The following is a 17,262-nucleotide window of genomic DNA, read 5'->3' on the forward strand; positions in this document are numbered from 1 at the left end:
AAGAGCGGAACCAATCTCAGTCATCACCCAAATAACGGATATGCCCCCACCCCAACCAGGAACGCCTCAGGACTTAGGCGTCAAATCCACCTTGAACCATTTTTCGCTGAGTTTCTTAACAGTCCCATCAGCAATCGCTTCTTTCAACGCCGCATCAAACTTGGCCTTCAACTCCGGATCGCTCTTGCGAAAACCCAGGCCCTCGCCATCACCCCAGATAGGGCCTTTGATCTGCGGCCCGGTATACGCCAGCCCCTTGTTCTCAGGCTTGGACATAATCGAATCAAGGAACGTAACGTCATCAAAAATCGCGTCAATACGGCCCGATTGCAGATCAAGAATCGCATCGGCCGACGTGTTGTACTCACGAATCGTCGCCACGTCCTTGAAGTTCTCATCAATGAACTTGGTGTAAATGATGCCTGAAGCGATCCCGATGGTTTTACCCTTCAGCGCCTGACGCAACGGCTCGATCGCATCGTGAATCGCCTTCGGATCAGCACTCAGCGTAATCGCATTCGCCGCCCCGGTTTTACCCGGCAGCAACGCCGCATCCTGCGCGACAAAGTTGGCCGGCGTCTGCGCGTAGGGAATCGAAAAATCCATGACCTGCTTACGGTCGTCAGTGATAACGATCGCATCCATCAACACATCAAACTTCCCTGCGTTGAGACTGGCAATCATGCCATCCCAGTTCTGCACGGTGATCTTGCACTGCAGCTTCATCTTGGCGCACAGGTAGTCCATCAGCTCAGGCTCGAAACCACTGATCTTCCCGCCTGGCAATGTCAGGTTCCAGGGCTCGTACGCGCCCTCGGTCGCGATGTTCACGGACGTCCAGTCCTTTGCCTGCAGTCCGGAAGCACTTGCCATCACTAGGGTCGCTACAGCAACAGAGCCTAACCAATTCGATTTTTTAGCGGTCATTTCTATTTCCTACCAATGTTTTGATGTGGGCTTAGGACTTTTTTCTCGAACGCATACAGGTTTGGGGACTGGCCGATTCGCTCTCCAGTCTGCACATGACTCCACATGTACATACATGTCATTGCAAAATATTTGCCAGCTTTTAAAAATAAATAACCTGTTGATTTTCAAGGAAATTAAACATGGTTAGAAAATGTGCGCGGTTTTTTCGCCCTGTTTTGGGTCGATAGGTAGCGTTTTGCACCCACCCGTGCGCTGTCAGGTGTCAGGCGTGGGGGCAGGGTTCGCGGTGAGTATTGGCGTGAATCCCAGGTGCTCAAGCAGTCGCGCCATATCGCGGACTGCGATCGACAGGGTCGCGGTATTCACCAGCGGATGGCAGAGAATCCTGTCGCCGTTCCACACCTCTTCGGCGATCACAACCTGGGTGGCGCGCTGCACGTCATTGCACAACCCCAGCAATGACACCGCTCCCGGCTCCACGCCCAGGGTTTCCATCAGGCGGCGCGGCGAGGCGAATCTCAGGCCCTTGAGGCCGAGGGTTTGCGAGAGTGCACGCAGGTCCAGGCGCTGCTCGCTCTTGAGCACCACCAGGGTGGGATTCAAACCTTTGGCATCGCACAGGAAGATGTTCTTGACCGCCTGCCCGCTGATCCCGATGTCCAGTTTGTCGGCTTCTTCGCAGGTGCGCACGGCGCTGTGTTCCACGTATTCATAGGCAATGGAGCAGGTATCGAGCAGGTGTAGAACGTCTTTGGGTTGAAGCATTCGCAAAGTCCCCGGGTATCGCTTTGTCTGCGCCAAAAATGGCAAAGGCCCGCCGTCCGAAAAGGAGGGCAGGCCGTTTGACGGCGTGGTTGTCAGTTCAGGTGATGGGCCACCAGGTCGTTGATTTTCCCGCTGCGCACCTGGTCAATCACACTGGCCATGTCAGCGTAAAACGCGCGGTCGTTATCCGCCACCGGCACTTCACTGCGCACCAGGTCATAGACCGCCTTGGTCGCGGTCGATGCCTTGTTCACATCGTGGAAATCCAGGGCCTGGCACGCGACCAGCACTTCGATGGCCACCACCGACTGGAGTTTTTGCGAGACTTTGTAGGCCTTGATCACCGCGTTGTAGGCCAGGCTGACCGGGTCTTCCTGGTTGCCGCAGGTAGAGACGCTGTCGATCGACGATGGCATCGACAGGGTTTTCATTTCGGCGTACAGCCCGGCGGCGGTGTACTGGACGATCATGTAGCCGCTGTTCAGGCCCGGGTTGCGCACCAGGAAGGCCGGCATTTCGCTGAAGTGCGAGTTGATCATGCGGTCGGTCCGGCGCTCGGAAATTTTCGCCAGGTTGGTCAGCGCCACACACAGTGTGTCGGCTGCAATCCCGATGTAGGTGCCGTCGAAGTTGGCGCCGGAAATCGCGATACCGTCACCGTCGTCCAGCGGGAAAATCACCGGGTTGTCGCCCGAAGAATTGATTTCGCGCTCGATGGTTTCCCGCGCGTAGTTGATGAACTGCCGGGAAGCACCATGCACTTGGGGGATGGCACGCAGGCTGTAGACGTCCTGCAGGCGGTAATCGATGTTGTCTGCGATGAGCTGGCTGTCGTGCAGGATAGCCTTGATGTTGGCGGCGGTTGCGGCCTGTGCGGGGTGAGCCTTGATCGAGTGGTAGCGCGGGTCGAACGCGCGGATGGTGCCCTTGAGCGCCTCCAGCGACATGGCCGCCGCCACGTCCGCCAGGTCGGCAGCCTGCATCGCGTTGTACAGCGCCAGCGTAGCGATGGCGGTCACCGACGTGGTGCCGTTCAACATCGCCAGGCCTTCCTTGCACTGCAGGTCGGTCGGTTGCAGGCCGACCTGTTGCAGGGCGGTTGCGCCATCCACCAGTGCACCGCCCTTGACGCTGGCGCGGCCTTCGCCGAGCAGCACCAGGGCCAGGTGGCCTTCTACCGCGAGGTAACCCACCGAGCCTTCACCCGGCGCAAAGGGCACCACGTCGTGGTTGAGCAGGCCGGCGATCAGTTCCAGCAGTTCCAGGCGCACCCCGGAGTAGCCTTTGCCCAGGCTGATCAACACCATCAACTGGATCGCCCGCACCTGTTCACGCACCAGCGGTTCGCCGACGGAAACAGCGTGGGAACGCACGATGTTGACTTGCAGTTCCTTGGCGTTTTCCGGCGAGATCACATGCCGCACGTTGTCGCCAAAACCGGTGGTCACGCCGTACACCAAACGGTTTTCATCGAGGAATCGCTCGATCAACCCACGGGACTTTTTAACCCGGTTCTTGTAACTGTCGGCAAACGAAACAGTGGCCGAATAGCGGGCGATCGCCACGAACTCTTCGATGCTGGGTTCACTGTCGCCTAACACGACATGGGTAATTTGTTCAGGCAGGGTTTTCATCAGCGACTCCAGCAGGGCGTAACGCAATGGGGTGGGAAGTGGTTTCACTCTACGGGTTGCACTAGCTGAAGAAAATATGGGGTTTTCTGTTACTTTTAGTAGAAAATCTAAACTGCTGAAGTCGCGAGATTCCCCCATGAGCCGTTTACCGCCGTTGCGCGCGTTGCAAGTGTTTGAAGTGGTGGGCCACTGCGCCGGTATGTCCCAGGCGGCGATTCGCCTGGGGATCTCGGTGGGCGCTGTCAGCCAGCAAATGAAACTGCTCGAAGATGCCCTGGGCATGAAGCTGACGCTCAAGGACGGCCAGCGCCTGCGCTTGAACAGCGTCGGCGAACGCCTGCACGCCCGCTGCACCGCGGCGTTCGAAGAACTCAGGCTGGCGGTGGCCGAGGCCGAGCGGGCGAAGAATCCCAACAACCTGTATATCAGTTGCCTGCCTTCGCTGATGACCAAATGGCTGTCGCCGCTGATCGACGAGTGGGGGCAGGACGAAACCGACCTGGACATCTACCTCGACAGCACCCTCGATGATGCATCGGGGGAGGAAAGTGCCGACTTTCGCATCGGTTATGGCGAGCACCCCGAGCATGCCGGGCATAGCGTGCCGCTGTTCCGCGATTGTGTGGTGCCCACCTGTTCACCGCAGTTGCTGGAACGGGTTGCGTGCGCGCGGGACTTGCTCGATTACCGCCTGATCGGCATCGACTCGCGGCCCAAATTCGATTCGCCGCCTTCGTGGACCCAATGGTTCAGCGAGCTGGAAGGGCAAACCGGCCAGCCCATCGTGATCCGCCGCAATTATTCATCATCGATTACCGCGATCCAGGCGGCCATCGACCGGCAAGGCATCGTGCTGGCGCAGTTCTCAATGATCGCCGGGGACCTGCGCGCCGGTCGGCTGGTGATTCCCTGGCGGTTCGCCGTGCCGCTGGCGGCGCCGTACTACCTGAGTTGGCACCCCAATACCCTGCACAAACAGCAGTGCCGTGGGTTTCAACGCTGGATGATTGGGCAGGGGCAGAAACAGGAGAAAATTACCGCTGCCATGCTTTCTGCTGCGCACTTTGATCATTAAGTTGTCACTTACGGTCATTGAGCGCCAGCCGGCGGACTCTTAGTCTGTGGGACATAAACCGATGGAGTGCCATTCGAGCGCTCCACGTCCCGTGATGATCCGTTGTGGAGCTGTACCATGACCGCTGCTGCCTACCCGCACTTGCTGGCCCCGTTGGACCTGGGTTTTACCACCCTGCGCAACCGCACCCTGATGGGCTCGATGCACACCGGCCTTGAAGAAAAACCCGGTGGCTTCGAGCGCATGGCGGCCTATTTTGCCGAACGTGCCCGTGGCGGCGTGGGCCTGATGGTCACCGGCGGCATTGGCCCCAACGATGAAGGTGGGGTGTATGGCGGTGCGGCCAAGCTGACCACCGACGAAGAAGCGCAGAAGCACAAGATCGTCACCCGGGCGGTGCACGAGGCGGGCGGCAAGATCTGCATGCAGATCCTCCACGCCGGGCGTTATGCCTACAGCCCGAAGCAGGTGGCACCGAGCGCAATCCAGGCGCCGATCAACCCGTTCAAGCCCAAAGAGCTGGACGAAGAAGGCATCGAAAAACAGATCAATGATTTCGTCACCTGCTCGGTGCTGGCCCAGGTCGCCGAGTACGACGGCGTGGAAATCATGGGTTCGGAAGGCTACTTCATCAACCAGTTCCTCGCCGCCCACACCAACCACCGCACCGACCGTTGGGGTGGCAGCTACGAAAACCGCATGCGTCTGCCGGTGGAAATCGTGCGCCGGGTGCGCGAAGCCGTAGGCCCGAATTTCATCATCATCTTCCGCCTGTCGATGCTCGACCTGGTAGAAGGCGGCAGCACCTGGGAAGAAATCGTGCAGTTGGCCAAGGCTATCGAGCAGGCCGGTGCAACGATCATCAACACCGGCATCGGCTGGCACGAAGCGCGGATCCCGACCATCGCCACCAAGGTGCCGCGTGGCGCGTTCAGCAAGGTCACCGCGAAGTTGCGCGGTGCGGTGCAGATTCCATTGATCACCACCAACCGGATCAACACCCCGGAAATCGCCGAGCAGATTTTGGCCGAAGGCGATGCCGACATGGTCTCGATGGCTCGCCCATTCCTCGCCGACCCGGACTTCGTCAACAAGGCTGCCGAAGGCCGCGCCGATGAGATCAACACCTGCATCGGCTGCAACCAGGCCTGCCTGGACCACACCTTCGGCGGCAAGCTGACCACCTGCCTGGTCAACCCGCGTGCGTGCTACGAGACCGAGCTCAACTACCTGCCGGTCAAGCAGATCAAGAAAATCGCCGTGGTCGGTGCCGGTCCTGCGGGCCTGGCGGCCGCCACCGTCGCCGCCGAACGTGGGCATCAAGTGACGCTGTTCGATTCGGCCAGCGAGATCGGCGGCCAGTTCAACATCGCCAAGCGTGTGCCGGGCAAGGAAGAGTTCTTCGAGACCCTGCGCTACTTCAAACGCAAGTTGCAGACCACTCACGTCGAACTGTGCCTGAACACCCGGGTCGACGTTGAGCAGCTTGTTGCGGGCGGTTATGACGAGATCATCCTCGCGACCGGCATCGCGCCGCGTATTCCGGCGATTCCCGGCGTGGAAAACGCCAAGGTATTGAGCTACCTCGACGTGATCCTGGAGCGTAAGCCGGTGGGCCATCGCGTGGCGGTGATCGGTGCCGGCGGTATCGGTTTTGACGTCTCGGAATTCCTCGTGCACCAGGGCGTGTCCACCAGCCTGGACCGCGAGGCGTTCTGGAAAGAGTGGGGCATCGACACCCACCTGGAAGCCCGCGGCGGTGTGGCCGGGATCAAGCCCGAGCGCCATGCGCCGGCGCGTGAAGTGTTCCTGTTGCAGCGCAAGACCTCCAAGGTCGGTGACGGCCTGGGCAAGACCACCGGCTGGATCCACCGCACCGGCTTGAAGAACAAGCAGGTGCAGATGCTCAACAGCGTCGAGTACCTGAAGATCGACGATGAGGGCCTGCACATCCGCATCGGCGCCGAGGGTGAACCGAAGGTGCTGGCGGTGGACAACATCGTGATCTGCGCCGGGCAGGACCCGCTGCGGGAATTGCAGGATGGCCTGGTGGCGGCCGGGCAGAACGTGCACCTGATCGGCGGTGCGGACGTGGCGGCCGAACTGGATGCCAAGCGCGCCATCAACCAGGGTTCGCGCCTGGCGGCCGAGCTGTAAACACGTAAAAGGGGCGGTGGTAGACTACCGCCCCTTTTCTTGTGCAGAACCGCCCTCATGGGTCCTTTCGACTGGCTCCCCCACGCGCCCCTTGAACCCCTGAAGCTGGACTGGATGGGGCCGGTGGAAGTCGCCGTGCTGCGCCTGGATCGCATCGACCCGCTGATCAGCGGCAACAAGTGGTTCAAGCTCACCGAGCACCTGGCGCAAGGCCGGGCGGCGGGCGCCAGCGGGATCATCAGCCTGGGCGGCGCTTACTCCAATCACCTGCATGCACTGGCGGCGGCCGGGAAACGCTTCGGCTTTCCTACCGTTGGCTTGCTGCGTGGCCATCCGCAAGACACACCCACGGTGCTCGACCTCAAGGCCTTCGGCATGCAACTGCATTGGCTGGGGTATGGCGGCTATCGCGCGCGCAACGAGCCGGACTTCTGGCTGCCCTGGCGCGAGCAGTATCCGCACCTGCACCCGGTACCTGAAGGCGGCGGGGGCCTGGCGGGCGCGTTGGGTTGCGGGGTTTTGGTGAATCAGGCGCAGGCGCAATTAAACGGCCTGGGCTGGACGGACTATCACGGTTGGTGGCTGGCGGCAGGCACCGGTACTACATTGGCGGGATTGGTGCTGGCGGAGGCGGGTGCGCATCCGGTATATGGCGCCCTGGCGGTGCCCGACGACCACGGGGTGGCGCAACAGGTGCAGGCGCTTGTGCAGCAGGGTTATGAATTGCTGGAGGCCAGCCGGGGCGGCTTTGCCAAGGTTGATCCGGAGTTGCTGGCCTTTATCGACGCTACCGAGCAAGCCTGTGGCCTGGCGCTGGAGCCGCTGTATACCGGCAAGGCGTTATTGGCGTTGAAACAACAGATTGAAGCCGGGAGATTTTCCCCCGGCACCCGCCTGATCTTCGTCCACACCGGTGGCCTGCAGGGCCGCCGGGGTTTCCTTGTTGCACCCGGTTAATGTAGGCGCTGGCTTGCCTGCGATGCAGACACCGCCGTGTATCAGTGGCACCGAGGTGATGCTATCGCAGGCAAGCCAGCTCCCCCACAAGCCAGCTGCCACATTCAATCCGTGGGCTTACTGAAGGTTCCCTCTCTTGCCGGGCATCATTCTCAACGCAGTGTTGTCTCGCAGCACATAGTGATGGGCCAATCCGGCCAACGCATGCAGCCCGATCAGCCAGTAACCGACCTTGCCGAACAGCACATGCCAGCTTTCAATCTCCTTGGCCAACGCCTTGTTTTCGGCAATCAACGGCGGCAGCTCGATGCCGTAGAACATCACCGAATGTCCCTCGGCGCTGACGATCAGCCAGCCGGCGATGGGCATGCCGATCATCAAGGCATACAGCGCCATGTGCATCAGGGTAGCCAGGAAGGATTGCCATTGCGGCGGGGCCGGTACGATCTTCGGTGCCACCCCCAGGCTGCGGGCGAACAACCGTAGCCACACCAGCACAAACACCGTCAGGCCGAACATGAAGTGCATTTCCACGATCAACGTACGTGCGCCGCTGCCTTTGGGAAACTGCCCGCGTAACTCAATGCAGGCGTAGACCACCGCCAGCAGCACCACCATCAGCCAGTGCAACGCAATCGACATGGTGCTGTAACGCGTATCGGAATTTTTCCAGGGCATCGCTTTCTTCCTCACTCATCAGGGCAAACCTCCGTTCTTTGCGACGGAGTCCTTTCAATGTAAGCCTGTTTTACGAGGTTTGCCCGTGAGAGGAGGGTGTATAGGCGATCTTTTGATCTCGATCAGTTGCCCTGCGGCATTTCACCCCGTGCCAGGCGCTGGTTGATGTCGGCGATCACCGCAGGCAGGTCGGTGATGGTGTCGATCATGTAGTGTGGGCGCGAGCCTTCGAACATGGCCTGGATACGCGTGCGTTCGCTGGCGAGTGTGCCGGCGTCGAGGGCGCGGAACTGCTCGTAGGTCAGGCCCAGGGCGTTGCCCGAGCAGGTCAGCGCCACGGTCCACATCCCGGCGCGACGGCCTTCGAGGATGCCCGGCACGGTGTCGTCGATCTTCACGCAGGCCGCTACGTCATCGATCCCGAGGGCGATCACGTTGGCCAGGGCCTGGGCCGGCCATGGTCGGCCGTTGGGTACTTCGTCGGTGGCGACCACGTGGTCGGCGATATAGCCATTGGTGGCAGCCAGTTCGACAACCTTGTCCATCACCTGCTTGGGGTAGCCGGAGCACGAACCGATCTTGATCCCTTGCTGGCGCAGGTTGGCGATAGTGTCCAGGGCACCGGGGATCAATGCCGAGTGCTCGGCGATCTTCTCGATCTGCAGCGGCATGAAGCGCTGGTAGATGGCGGTCACATCATCGTCAGTCGGTGTGCGGCCGAAGGCCTTGCGGTAACGCTCGGCCACCTGCGGCTGGTCGCACAGGGTGCGGATGTGGTCCCACTTGCCCATGCCCATCGGGCCACGGGCTTCTTCGATGGAGACCTGCACGTCGAACTCGGCGAAGGCTTCGACAAAAATCTGCGTGGGCGCGAACGAGCCGAAATCGACCACGGTGCCGGCCCAGTCGAGGATCGCGGCTTGAAGCTGGGTTGGGTTTGCGTAGTTCATGGTTCAGATCCTGTGAGTAGTGGGCAGTCAGATGTCGAGCACGTTCATTTCTTGCAGCACCTCGGCTACCGCCGCGACCGCGGCTTGCATCTCGGCCTGGTTCACATGGCCGATGCAGCCTACGCGGAAGGTTTCCACCTGGGTCAATTTGCCGGGATAAAGGATGAAGCCCTTGGCCTTGACCCGTTCGTAGAACTCCTTGAACTGGTAGCGCGGATCTTTCGGCGCGTGGAAGGTAACGATGATCGGCGCCTGGATCGCGGCGGGCAGGAAGCTGCGCAGGCCCAGTTCGGCCATGCCGTCCAGCAATGCCTGGCAGTTGTCGGCGTAGCGCTGGTGCCGGGCGGGCAGGCCGCCTTCTTCGTTGTATTGCAGCAGCGCTTCGTGCAGCGCCGCCACCACGTGGGTCGGCGGTGTGAAGCGCCATTGGCCGGTCTTGGCCATGTAGCTGTGCTGGTCGAAAAGGTCCATCGCCAGGGAGTGGCAGTTGCCTTGGGCTGCAGCCAGCGCCTGCTTTTCAGCGAACACAAAACCCATCCCCGGTACGCCTTCCAGGCACTTGCCGGAGGCGGCGATCAGCGCGTCGAACGGCACCTCGCGGGCGTCGATCGGCAGCGCGCCGAAGGAGCTCATGGCGTCGATAATCAGGCGCTTGCCGTGGCGGGCGATGACCTGGGCGATCTCGGGCAACGGGTTGAGAATCCCGGTGCTGGTTTCGCAATGGATCAGTGCGACGTGGGTGATGCCCTTGTCGGCGTGCAACAGGCGGTCGACGTCGGCGGCGGTGGTGGGTTCGTCCTCGGCAGTTTCAAAGGTACTGAACTCGCGGCCGAGCACTTCGCAAATCTTCGCCAGGCGCTTGCCGTAGGCGCCGTTGATCAGCACCAGCACCTTGCCGTCCCGTGGCACGAGGGTGCCGATGGCCGCTTCCACGGCAAAGGTGCCGCTGCCTTGCAATGGCACGCAATGGTGGCTGGCGGTGCCGTTGACGATCACCAGCAGTTGCTCGCAAAGACTGGCGGTCAGTTGATTGAAGCGGTCATCCCATGAACCCCAGTCGACCATCATGGCCTGGCGGGTGCGGGCCGAGGTGGTCAAGGGCCCCGGGGTCAGCAGGATCGGCGCGGCAGTGCTCATTCGTGTGTCCTCGCAAAACATTGGGATGAAGTTACGGCGCCTAAATTGCAGTTTGGCTTGTCATCAATCAAATTGTTTGTTGTTATGCGAGCTATCAGTGAGGCCGATAGCTATGAACCTGTTTCAACTGCGTGCGTTTGATGCGGTGGCCCGCGAGGGCAGTTTTACCCGGGCGGCCGAGCGCCTGTTCATCAGCCAGCCGGCGGTGACCGGGCATATCAAGGCGCTGGAGGAGCACTACCAGATCGCGCTGCTGCGGCGTACCGCGCGGCGGGTGGAGTTGACCGAGGAGGGCACCAAACTCGCGGCGATCACCCGGGCGATCTTCGGCCTGGTGGAAGAGGCGCAGACGTTGCTGGAGGCCAACCGGCAATTACTTACCGGGCGCCTGGAAGTGGCGGCGGACGGGCCGCACATGGTCATGCCGATGCTGGCCAGCCTACGGCAGCGGTATCCGGGGATTACTGTCAATTTGCGCCTGGGCAATGCGCAGGAAACCCTCGCGGCGCTGTTGTCGGAGCGGGCTGACGTGGCGGTGTTGACCGAGGTGGAGCCGCGCAAGGGCCTGCACTTGCAGCCGTTGATCGAGTCACGAATTTGCGCGTTGGTGCCGGCCGGCCATCCGTGGCTGGCGGAGCCTGCGGGGATTCGGCTGGAGCAATTGGATCAGGTGATCATGGTGTTGCGTGAACCCAGCTCGATTACGCGGCGGACCTTTGACGATGCCTGCGCCCAGGCCGGCGTGCAGCCCCGGGTGTTGCTGGAACTGGACAGCCGTGAGGCGGTGACGGAAGCGGTGGCGGCCGAGTTGGGGGTTGGGGTGGTGTCGTCGATGGAAGTCAGCCGGGATCCGCGGGTGCACGCGATTCCGATCCAGGGCGAGGGGCTGGTGAACCGGCATGTGATCGGGTGCATGGAGCGGCGGCGGGAGTTGCGGTTGATTCAGGCGTTTTTCGAGTTGGCGCCTTAGAGGGTGTTGGCTTGAGATCTAGTTGGCCCCTTCGCGAGCAAGCCCGCTCCCACATTCGACCGCGTTCCATCGGTAGAACTCGGTCAACTGTGGGAGCGGGCTTGCTCGCGAAGGGGCCCTCAACTTCACCGCAAACTTTCCCGCACAATCTCCAGAAAAGTCGCCACCACCCGCCGCGAACTCTGCTCCTTCAAGCACACCAGGGTTTCCTTCATCCGCTGCGTACAGTCACGGATCGGCATCGCATACACCCGCGAATCTGCGCCAAACTCCGCAGCCGACACCACGCCCACGCCAATCCCCACCACCACCGCCTCCCGCGCGGCTTCGCGGCCTTCCACCTGGATCGCCGGGCGAATGCGCAGCCCGGCCTGGTGCATTTCCTGCTCCAGGGTCTGGCGGGTCACCGAGCCGATTTCCCGCAACACCAGCGGCGTATCGTCCAGGTCCGCCAGGCAGATCGACTCGCGGCCCGCCCACGGGTGGTTGCGGGCGACAAACGCGAGCAATTGGTCATCGGGCAGCGGCAGTGACAGCAGCCGCTCGTCGTCCACATCGCGCCCCAGCAGCGCGAGGTCGGCCTGGTAGTTGTACAGGCGAAACAGTGATTCATCGGTGTTGCCGGTTTCGATCTTCACGCTGATGCCCGGGTACAACTGGCAGAAGCGCGCAATCTGCGGCAGCACATGCACCGGGGCGTCCACCGCGAGTGTCAGGGTGCCGGTTTGCAAGGCGCGGGAATCCTGCAACAGCTCTTCGGCTTCCGCCGCGACGGCAAACAGACGCTGGGTGATGCTCAACAGGCGCTCGCCGAGGTCGGTCAAGCGCACCGAACGTTTGTTGCGATGAAACAGCAGCACGCCGAAACGTTCCTCAAGCTTGCGCACCTGGTCGGAAATGGCCGGCTGGCTGAGGAACAAGCGTTCGGCGGCGTGGGTAAAACTGCCGTGTACGGCCACCGCATGGAAGGCTTTGAGTTGCGCGTGAGACACCGACATCGCGAATCCTCTTACAAGCTCAGCTTATATTTGAAATACGATAAATCGATTTTACCTATTAGTCAGCCATTGCTTTGATAGCCCCAGTCGCCGTAGGTCGAGTCCTACACCTTCGGCGGCCATGGGTCTTCTGCGTGCTCACCAGCGGGACTCATCTGACCAATACCGCGCCCCTCCAAGCGCCGGTACTGCAGTGCTCAACAATAAAAATACAGGCGTTTGCTTTTCATTCTGCCGGCACACTCACACCCGAGGTCAGAACCACCATGAATACTCCCTTGAGTCACATCAAGCGTTGGCGCGTGCAGATTTTCGCCATCACCTGGCTGGCGTACGCGGCCTTCTATTTTACCCGCAAGGCTTTTTCGGTGGCCAAGCTGGGGATCGTCGACGACTCGAGTTTCCCGCTGGACAAGATGATGATGGCCAACCTGGATGGCATCTACCTGGCGGCCTACGCCGTTGGCCAATTCACCTGGGGCATGCTCGCCGACCGTTTCGGGCCGCGTGTGGTGGTACTCGGCGGGTTGCTGATTTCAGCCGCCGCCGCCCTGGTGATGGGCACGTTTGCCACGTTACCGATCTTTGTCACGTGCATGTTGATCCAGGGCCTGGCCCAGTCCACCGGCTGGTCCGGGCTGTGCAAGAACCTTGGCAGTTTCTTCCCGGCGCAGCAGCGTGGCCGGGTGCTGGGTTTATGGAGCTCGTGCTACGCCTTTGGTGGCCTGGTGGCGTCGCCGTTTGCCGGATGGTGGGCGTATACGCTGATCGGCACCTGGCATGCGGCATTTATCTCCAGTGCGGCTGTGGTCTTCGTGGTCGCGGTGCTGTTTTTCATTTTCCAGCGCAACACGCCACAGGATGTTGGGTTACCGGCAGTGGAACCGGAACCGGAACAGACTGCCGCCGAGAAGAACGCCAGTGTGCTGGAGCCGCTGCGGGCCATTTTGCGCAACCGCACGGTGTTGACCCTGGGGCTGGCGTACTTTCTGTTGAAACCGGCGCGTTACGCGATCCTGTTGTGGGGGCCGGTGATTGTGTATGAGCAGATGCCGTCGGTGGGCAAGGTCGGCGCGGCGATTGTGCCGACGGCGTTCGAGCTGGCGGGGTTGCTGGGGCCGATCATGATCGGCATGGCGTCCGACAAACTGTTCGGCGCCCGGCGCATGCCGGCCTGTGTCCTCAGCCTGCTGGCGCTGACCGTGGCCCTGGCGTTGTTCATGGGCGCCTTGCACACCGGCAGTGTGGCGCTGGTGATGGCGCTGCTGTTTGTGATGGGCCTGACCCTGTACGGGCCGGACTCGATGATCAGCAGCACCGCCGCCATCGACTTCGGCACCGCCAAGGCCGGCGCGACGGCGGCGGGGTTCGTCAACGGCTGCGGTTCGGTGGGGGCGATTCTTGGCGGCTTGCTGCCGGGCTACTTCGATACGGTCACGGTGTTTATCGTGTTTGCCGGTGCCGCGCTGTTTTCCTCCCTGGTGTTGATGCCGTACTGGAACGCCAGGCCGGCGGTGCTGGCGCAGGTGGGCGACTTCGTGCCCGACCGTGAGCGCGCCATCAATCCCTTGCGGACCTGAGGGGCATGGCCGGTTTTTTGGTGGATTAGAGTGTTTCAGCGCTATAAACTCTGCCCCCAAAGCGCCGGCCAGTAGACGTCTCGGCGCGATGGACAGAAGAGAGTGAGTCATGGGCGCACAGTGGAAAGTCAAACATAAAGAAGCGGCATCCAATGCCAAGGGCAAGATCTTCGGCAAGCTGGTGAAAGAGATCACCATTGCCGCCCGCAACGGTGCCGACACTGCTACCAACGCACATTTGCGCCTGGTGGTGGAGCAGGCCAAAAAGGCCTCGATGCCCAAGGAAACCCTGGAGCGCGCGATCAAGAAAGGTGCCGGTCTGCTCGGTGAGACCGTGCAATACCACCGCGTGACCTACGAAGGTTTTGCCCCGCACCAGGTGCCGCTGATCGTTGAATGCGTGACCGACAACATCAACCGCACCGTGGCGGAAATCCGCGTGGCGTTCCGCAAGGGCCAACTCGGCGCGTCCGGCTCCGTGGCCTGGGACTTCAACCACGTAGGCCTGATCGAAGCCTCGCCGGACAGCCCCGACGCCGATCCGGAAATGGCCGCGATTGAAGCCGGTGCCCAGGATTTCGAGGAAGGCGAAGAAGAAGGCACTACCTTGTTCATCACCGAGACCACCGACCTGGACGCCGTGCAGAAAGCCTTGCCGGAGCAGGGTTTCACCGTGCTGTCGGCCAAGCTCGGCTACATCGCGAAGAACCCGGTGAGCGGTTTGAGCGATGAGCAGATGGCCGAAGTCGAAGCCTTCCTGGAAGGCTTGGACAACCATGACGACGTGCAGGACATGTTCGTCGGGTTGGCGGGTTGATTCTGATTTGATGTGAACCCGGTCCAAATGTGGGAGCGGGCTTGCTCGCGAATACGGTGTACCAGCCAAGTATCTATTGACTGACACACCGCATTCGCGAGCAAGCCCGCTCCCACATTGGGTTTAGTGGAGTTTGGAAGACTGCAACAAGCTTGTGATTTCCTCGAACCCAGGCCGGGCCAACACATCCGGCTGGCAGCAGTTGTCCCGCAAGGCTTCCAGTGCCACGCGCTGTTGCTCGTTCAACCCCGCATCAATCCTTTCCAGCAATTCCCCCAGCAACACCCCGAACGCCCTGACTTCGATGCGCTGCAACGCGCGGGTTTCCTGGCTGTCGACCGTGGTGTGAAACGACGCTGCACCAAAGTCCCCAAGCAGACATTCACCGGCTTCATTCCACAGAATGTTGTGGCCGTACAGATCACCGTGGGTGATGCCTTGCGCGTGCAGGTGCGCCGCCACCGAGGCGATGCCCCGGGCCATGCGCAGCGCCACATCCGCGCTGAAACGGGTGGTGGGCTCGTAGATATCTCGGGTGCACGACGCCAGGCTCGGCAGGGCCGCGAGGTTGCGGTAGCTCGGTTCGATCAGTTGCATCACCAGCGCCGCCTGGCCTTCCGGGTGGTCGACGACACGGCCTTCTACCTTGATCAGGTTGGCATGCAGTCCGGCGGCGATGCAGGCGTGCATTTCGTGCAGGGGCGAGCCATCGCTGGTGATGCTGCCTTTGTACAGTTTGACCGCAACCGCCTTGGCCGGCCCGCCTGGCGGGGTCCAGGACGCCTTGCGGATGATGCCGGAGGCGCCTTCGCCCAACACTTCGCCCAGCACCAGCTCTGACCAGGGAATATTCGGCGTCGCGTCATGGCGGGCCTCTTCCACGGCCATCTCTACCGGATTACCGGCGTAGGCCAGCCAGGTCAGGCTCGGCAAGGTCAGCAACCAGTCCGGCAGGCGGGTCATGCGGTTGGAGGCGATGCGGATCAGTTCGAGGTTTTTGCACTGGGCGAGGCTTTGCGGCAACTGCTCCAGGTGGTTACCGGCCAGCATCAGTTTTTGCAGCAAAGGCCGTTCACCCAGTTCGTCCGGCAATTGGCTGATGTGGTTATCGGTGAGGATCAGCCAGCGCAGCAAGGGTGGCAGCGACGTCGCCGGGACACTGCTGATCTGGTTCGACTTGAAGCCGATCATGCTCAACTGCGCGCACTGGCCCAGGCATTGCGGCAGTTCGGTAAAGGCGTTTTCCGAACAGAACAGCACGCGCAAATGGGGCAGGCGGTGCAGGTCATCCGGCAGGCTGCTCAGGGCATTGCCGGTCAGGTTGAGGATTTCCAGGGAGTCGGCCAGGTCGAAGATTTCCCGAGGGAACTCGGTCAGCCCACAGCGCAGGTCCAGGCGTTTGATACCGGCCAGTTGGCCGGCCTTGAGTTGGGCAAGGGTATCCATGAACGGCGCGTCACTCGGCAATAGGGGCGTGAATGGCGCTCATGATAGCGGGTTGCGGCCCGATCTTCTGCAACTGCCCCAGGCGGCTGGCGGTGCGCGCCAAATCGATGGCCTGGCCGCTCAGGGATTGCTCCAGCGGCTGCTCGCCGATCAGCACCAATTGCTTGTCCTGGTCGTAGAGCACGTCCACCAGGTTGATGAACCGTTGCTGGGCGGCAATCGGACAGTCCGCCAGGTGCGGCAGGCCGTCGATGATCCAGCGTTCATAGTCGCGGCACAGCTGCAGGTAGTCCATGACGGCGGTCGGTTGTTCGCACAGGTCGCTGAAGGTGAAGGCAATGCTGCGGTCCTGGTGCCAGCGGGCAGTCAATTGCCGGGCTCCGACGGTCAGGCTGACCGGGGCCTGATCCGCTGACGGCAGGCCCAGGGCTTGGCGTTGCGCGGCAGTCCCCGGCCACACGAACTGGCCAGCGCTGAACCGCTGATCGCCATGGGCCTGGGCCAGGCTGCGAAAATCCTGGGGGGCGCTGACTTCCATGACGTCCATGCGCGCGCTGATCAGCTCGATCACCGGCTTGAACCGCTGATGGTACAAGGGGTTCGGCAGCAACCCGGCGGGCGGATAATTGGAGGTTACCAGCACCCAGACTCCGCGCCGGAACAGGGCCTTGAACAGGCGGCTGATCAGCATCGCATCGCCGATATCATGTACGTGAAACTCGTCGAAGCACAGCACGCGGCAGCCATCGAGCAACTCATCCAGGGTCACGGCCAATGCATCGCGCTGCTGGCGATGGGCAAACATTCCCTGGTGCAGACGGGCGAAAAAGTCGTGGAAGTGCACGCGCTGTTTCTCGGCAATCGGCAACGCCTGGAAAAAGCCGTCCAGCAACCAGCTCTTGCCCCGGCCGACGGCGCCGTGCAGGTACAGGCTGCGGGTAGGGCGCCCGGCCAGCAGATGGTCGGTTTGCCGGGCCATGGTCTCGATCACCTGTTGCTGGCTTGGGCTGAGGGTATAGCCCTGTTGCCGGGCCTTGCCCTGGAAGAATGCGGTGATACCGGGGGCGGCGGTGGTCGCCGCGGTTTTACCCAGCAACCGTTTGAGCAGGGGCGGTAAAGCAGCCAATGTCAGTCACTCTGTGTTTCGGTGGTCGCTCACTTTAGAGCG

15 protein-coding genes are annotated in these 17,262 nt (G+C 61.6%); 6 read left to right on the plus strand and 9 right to left on the minus strand.

Annotation, left to right across the window (positions count from 1 at the left end):
- Positions 1-66: 66 nt before the first annotated feature.
- From HX869_RS19495 to hutH, 3 genes are all read right to left on the minus strand, one after another.
- On the minus strand, positions 67-831 hold the full coding sequence (locus HX869_RS19495) for a transporter substrate-binding domain-containing protein (RefSeq protein ID WP_003212408.1): 765 nt from the start codon (positions 829-831) through the stop codon (positions 67-69).
- 354 nt (positions 832-1,185) lie between these two features.
- Entirely contained in the window at positions 1,186-1,695 is a 510-nt protein-coding gene (locus tag HX869_RS19500) for a prolyl-tRNA synthetase associated domain-containing protein (RefSeq protein WP_177051781.1), read from the minus strand.
- Positions 1,696-1,787: 92 nt separating this feature from the next.
- Entirely contained in the window at positions 1,788-3,329 is a 1,542-nt protein-coding gene (hutH, locus tag HX869_RS19505) for a histidine ammonia-lyase (protein WP_178903535.1), read from the minus strand.
- A gap of 136 nt (positions 3,330-3,465) precedes the next feature.
- Here hutH and HX869_RS19510 point away from each other — a divergent pair, with 136 nt between their 5' ends.
- The 3 genes from HX869_RS19510 to HX869_RS19520 all read left to right on the plus strand — a co-directional run bounded on the left by HX869_RS19510 (position 3,466) and on the right by HX869_RS19520 (position 7,518).
- Positions 3,466-4,404 carry a LysR substrate-binding domain-containing protein gene (locus HX869_RS19510; RefSeq protein ID WP_003212414.1) on the plus strand — a complete coding sequence of 313 codons (939 nt, stop codon included), beginning with the start codon at positions 3,466-3,468 and terminating at the stop codon, positions 4,402-4,404.
- 117 nt (positions 4,405-4,521) lie between these two features.
- On the plus strand, positions 4,522-6,561 hold the full coding sequence (locus HX869_RS19515; protein WP_003212416.1) for an NADPH-dependent 2,4-dienoyl-CoA reductase: 2,040 nt from the start codon (positions 4,522-4,524) through the stop codon (positions 6,559-6,561).
- Between the two features lie 57 nt (positions 6,562-6,618).
- Positions 6,619-7,518: a 1-aminocyclopropane-1-carboxylate deaminase/D-cysteine desulfhydrase gene (locus HX869_RS19520; RefSeq protein ID WP_178903536.1), complete on the plus strand. Its 900-nt coding sequence runs from the start codon at positions 6,619-6,621 to the stop codon at positions 7,516-7,518.
- Between the two features lie 117 nt (positions 7,519-7,635).
- On the opposite strand, the gene HX869_RS19525 is transcribed toward HX869_RS19520, so the two are convergent.
- The 3 genes from HX869_RS19525 to HX869_RS19535 all read right to left on the minus strand — a co-directional run bounded on the left by HX869_RS19525 (position 7,636) and on the right by HX869_RS19535 (position 10,283).
- Positions 7,636-8,196, minus strand: a complete 561-nt coding sequence (locus tag HX869_RS19525; protein ID WP_178903537.1) for a cytochrome b — start codon at positions 8,194-8,196, stop codon at positions 7,636-7,638.
- A gap of 122 nt (positions 8,197-8,318) precedes the next feature.
- Positions 8,319-9,146, minus strand: a complete 828-nt coding sequence (gene phnX / locus HX869_RS19530; RefSeq protein WP_003212423.1) for a phosphonoacetaldehyde hydrolase — start codon at positions 9,144-9,146, stop codon at positions 8,319-8,321.
- A 27-nt stretch (positions 9,147-9,173) separates the two neighbouring features.
- Positions 9,174-10,283, minus strand: coding sequence for a 2-aminoethylphosphonate--pyruvate transaminase (locus tag HX869_RS19535; RefSeq protein WP_003212425.1), 1,110 nt, complete (start codon positions 10,281-10,283; stop codon positions 9,174-9,176).
- A 112-nt stretch (positions 10,284-10,395) separates the two neighbouring features.
- Here HX869_RS19535 and HX869_RS19540 point away from each other — a divergent pair, with 112 nt between their 5' ends.
- The gene (locus HX869_RS19540; RefSeq protein ID WP_003212427.1) at positions 10,396-11,253 is read left to right on the plus strand and encodes a LysR substrate-binding domain-containing protein; all 858 of its coding nucleotides are present in this window, start codon (positions 10,396-10,398) and stop codon (positions 11,251-11,253) included.
- Between the two features lie 125 nt (positions 11,254-11,378).
- Here the strand turns inward: HX869_RS19540 and HX869_RS19545 are convergent, their stop codons facing one another.
- On the minus strand, positions 11,379-12,251 hold the full coding sequence (locus HX869_RS19545) for a LysR substrate-binding domain-containing protein (protein ID WP_003212428.1): 873 nt from the start codon (positions 12,249-12,251) through the stop codon (positions 11,379-11,381).
- A 266-nt stretch (positions 12,252-12,517) separates the two neighbouring features.
- Here HX869_RS19545 and HX869_RS19550 point away from each other — a divergent pair, with 266 nt between their 5' ends.
- Positions 12,518-13,831: an MFS transporter gene (locus HX869_RS19550; RefSeq protein ID WP_178903538.1), complete on the plus strand. Its 1,314-nt coding sequence runs from the start codon at positions 12,518-12,520 to the stop codon at positions 13,829-13,831.
- A 109-nt stretch (positions 13,832-13,940) separates the two neighbouring features.
- Complete coding sequence (locus HX869_RS19555; protein ID WP_008431478.1) at positions 13,941-14,648, plus strand: YebC/PmpR family DNA-binding transcriptional regulator; 708 nt, start codon at positions 13,941-13,943, stop codon at positions 14,646-14,648.
- A 123-nt stretch (positions 14,649-14,771) separates the two neighbouring features.
- Here the strand turns inward: HX869_RS19555 and HX869_RS19560 are convergent, their stop codons facing one another.
- Both HX869_RS19560 and zapE read right to left on the minus strand, forming a co-directional pair.
- Entirely contained in the window at positions 14,772-16,094 is a 1,323-nt protein-coding gene (locus HX869_RS19560; protein WP_178903539.1) for a leucine-rich repeat-containing protein kinase family protein, read from the minus strand.
- 10 nt (positions 16,095-16,104) lie between these two features.
- Positions 16,105-17,220, minus strand: a complete 1,116-nt coding sequence (gene zapE / locus HX869_RS19565) for a cell division protein ZapE (protein ID WP_178903540.1) — start codon at positions 17,218-17,220, stop codon at positions 16,105-16,107.
- Positions 17,221-17,262 lie beyond the last annotated feature (42 nt).

This window comes from Pseudomonas sp. P7779 (assembly GCF_013386315.1).
Classification (GTDB): Bacteria; Pseudomonadota; Gammaproteobacteria; order Pseudomonadales; family Pseudomonadaceae; genus Aquipseudomonas.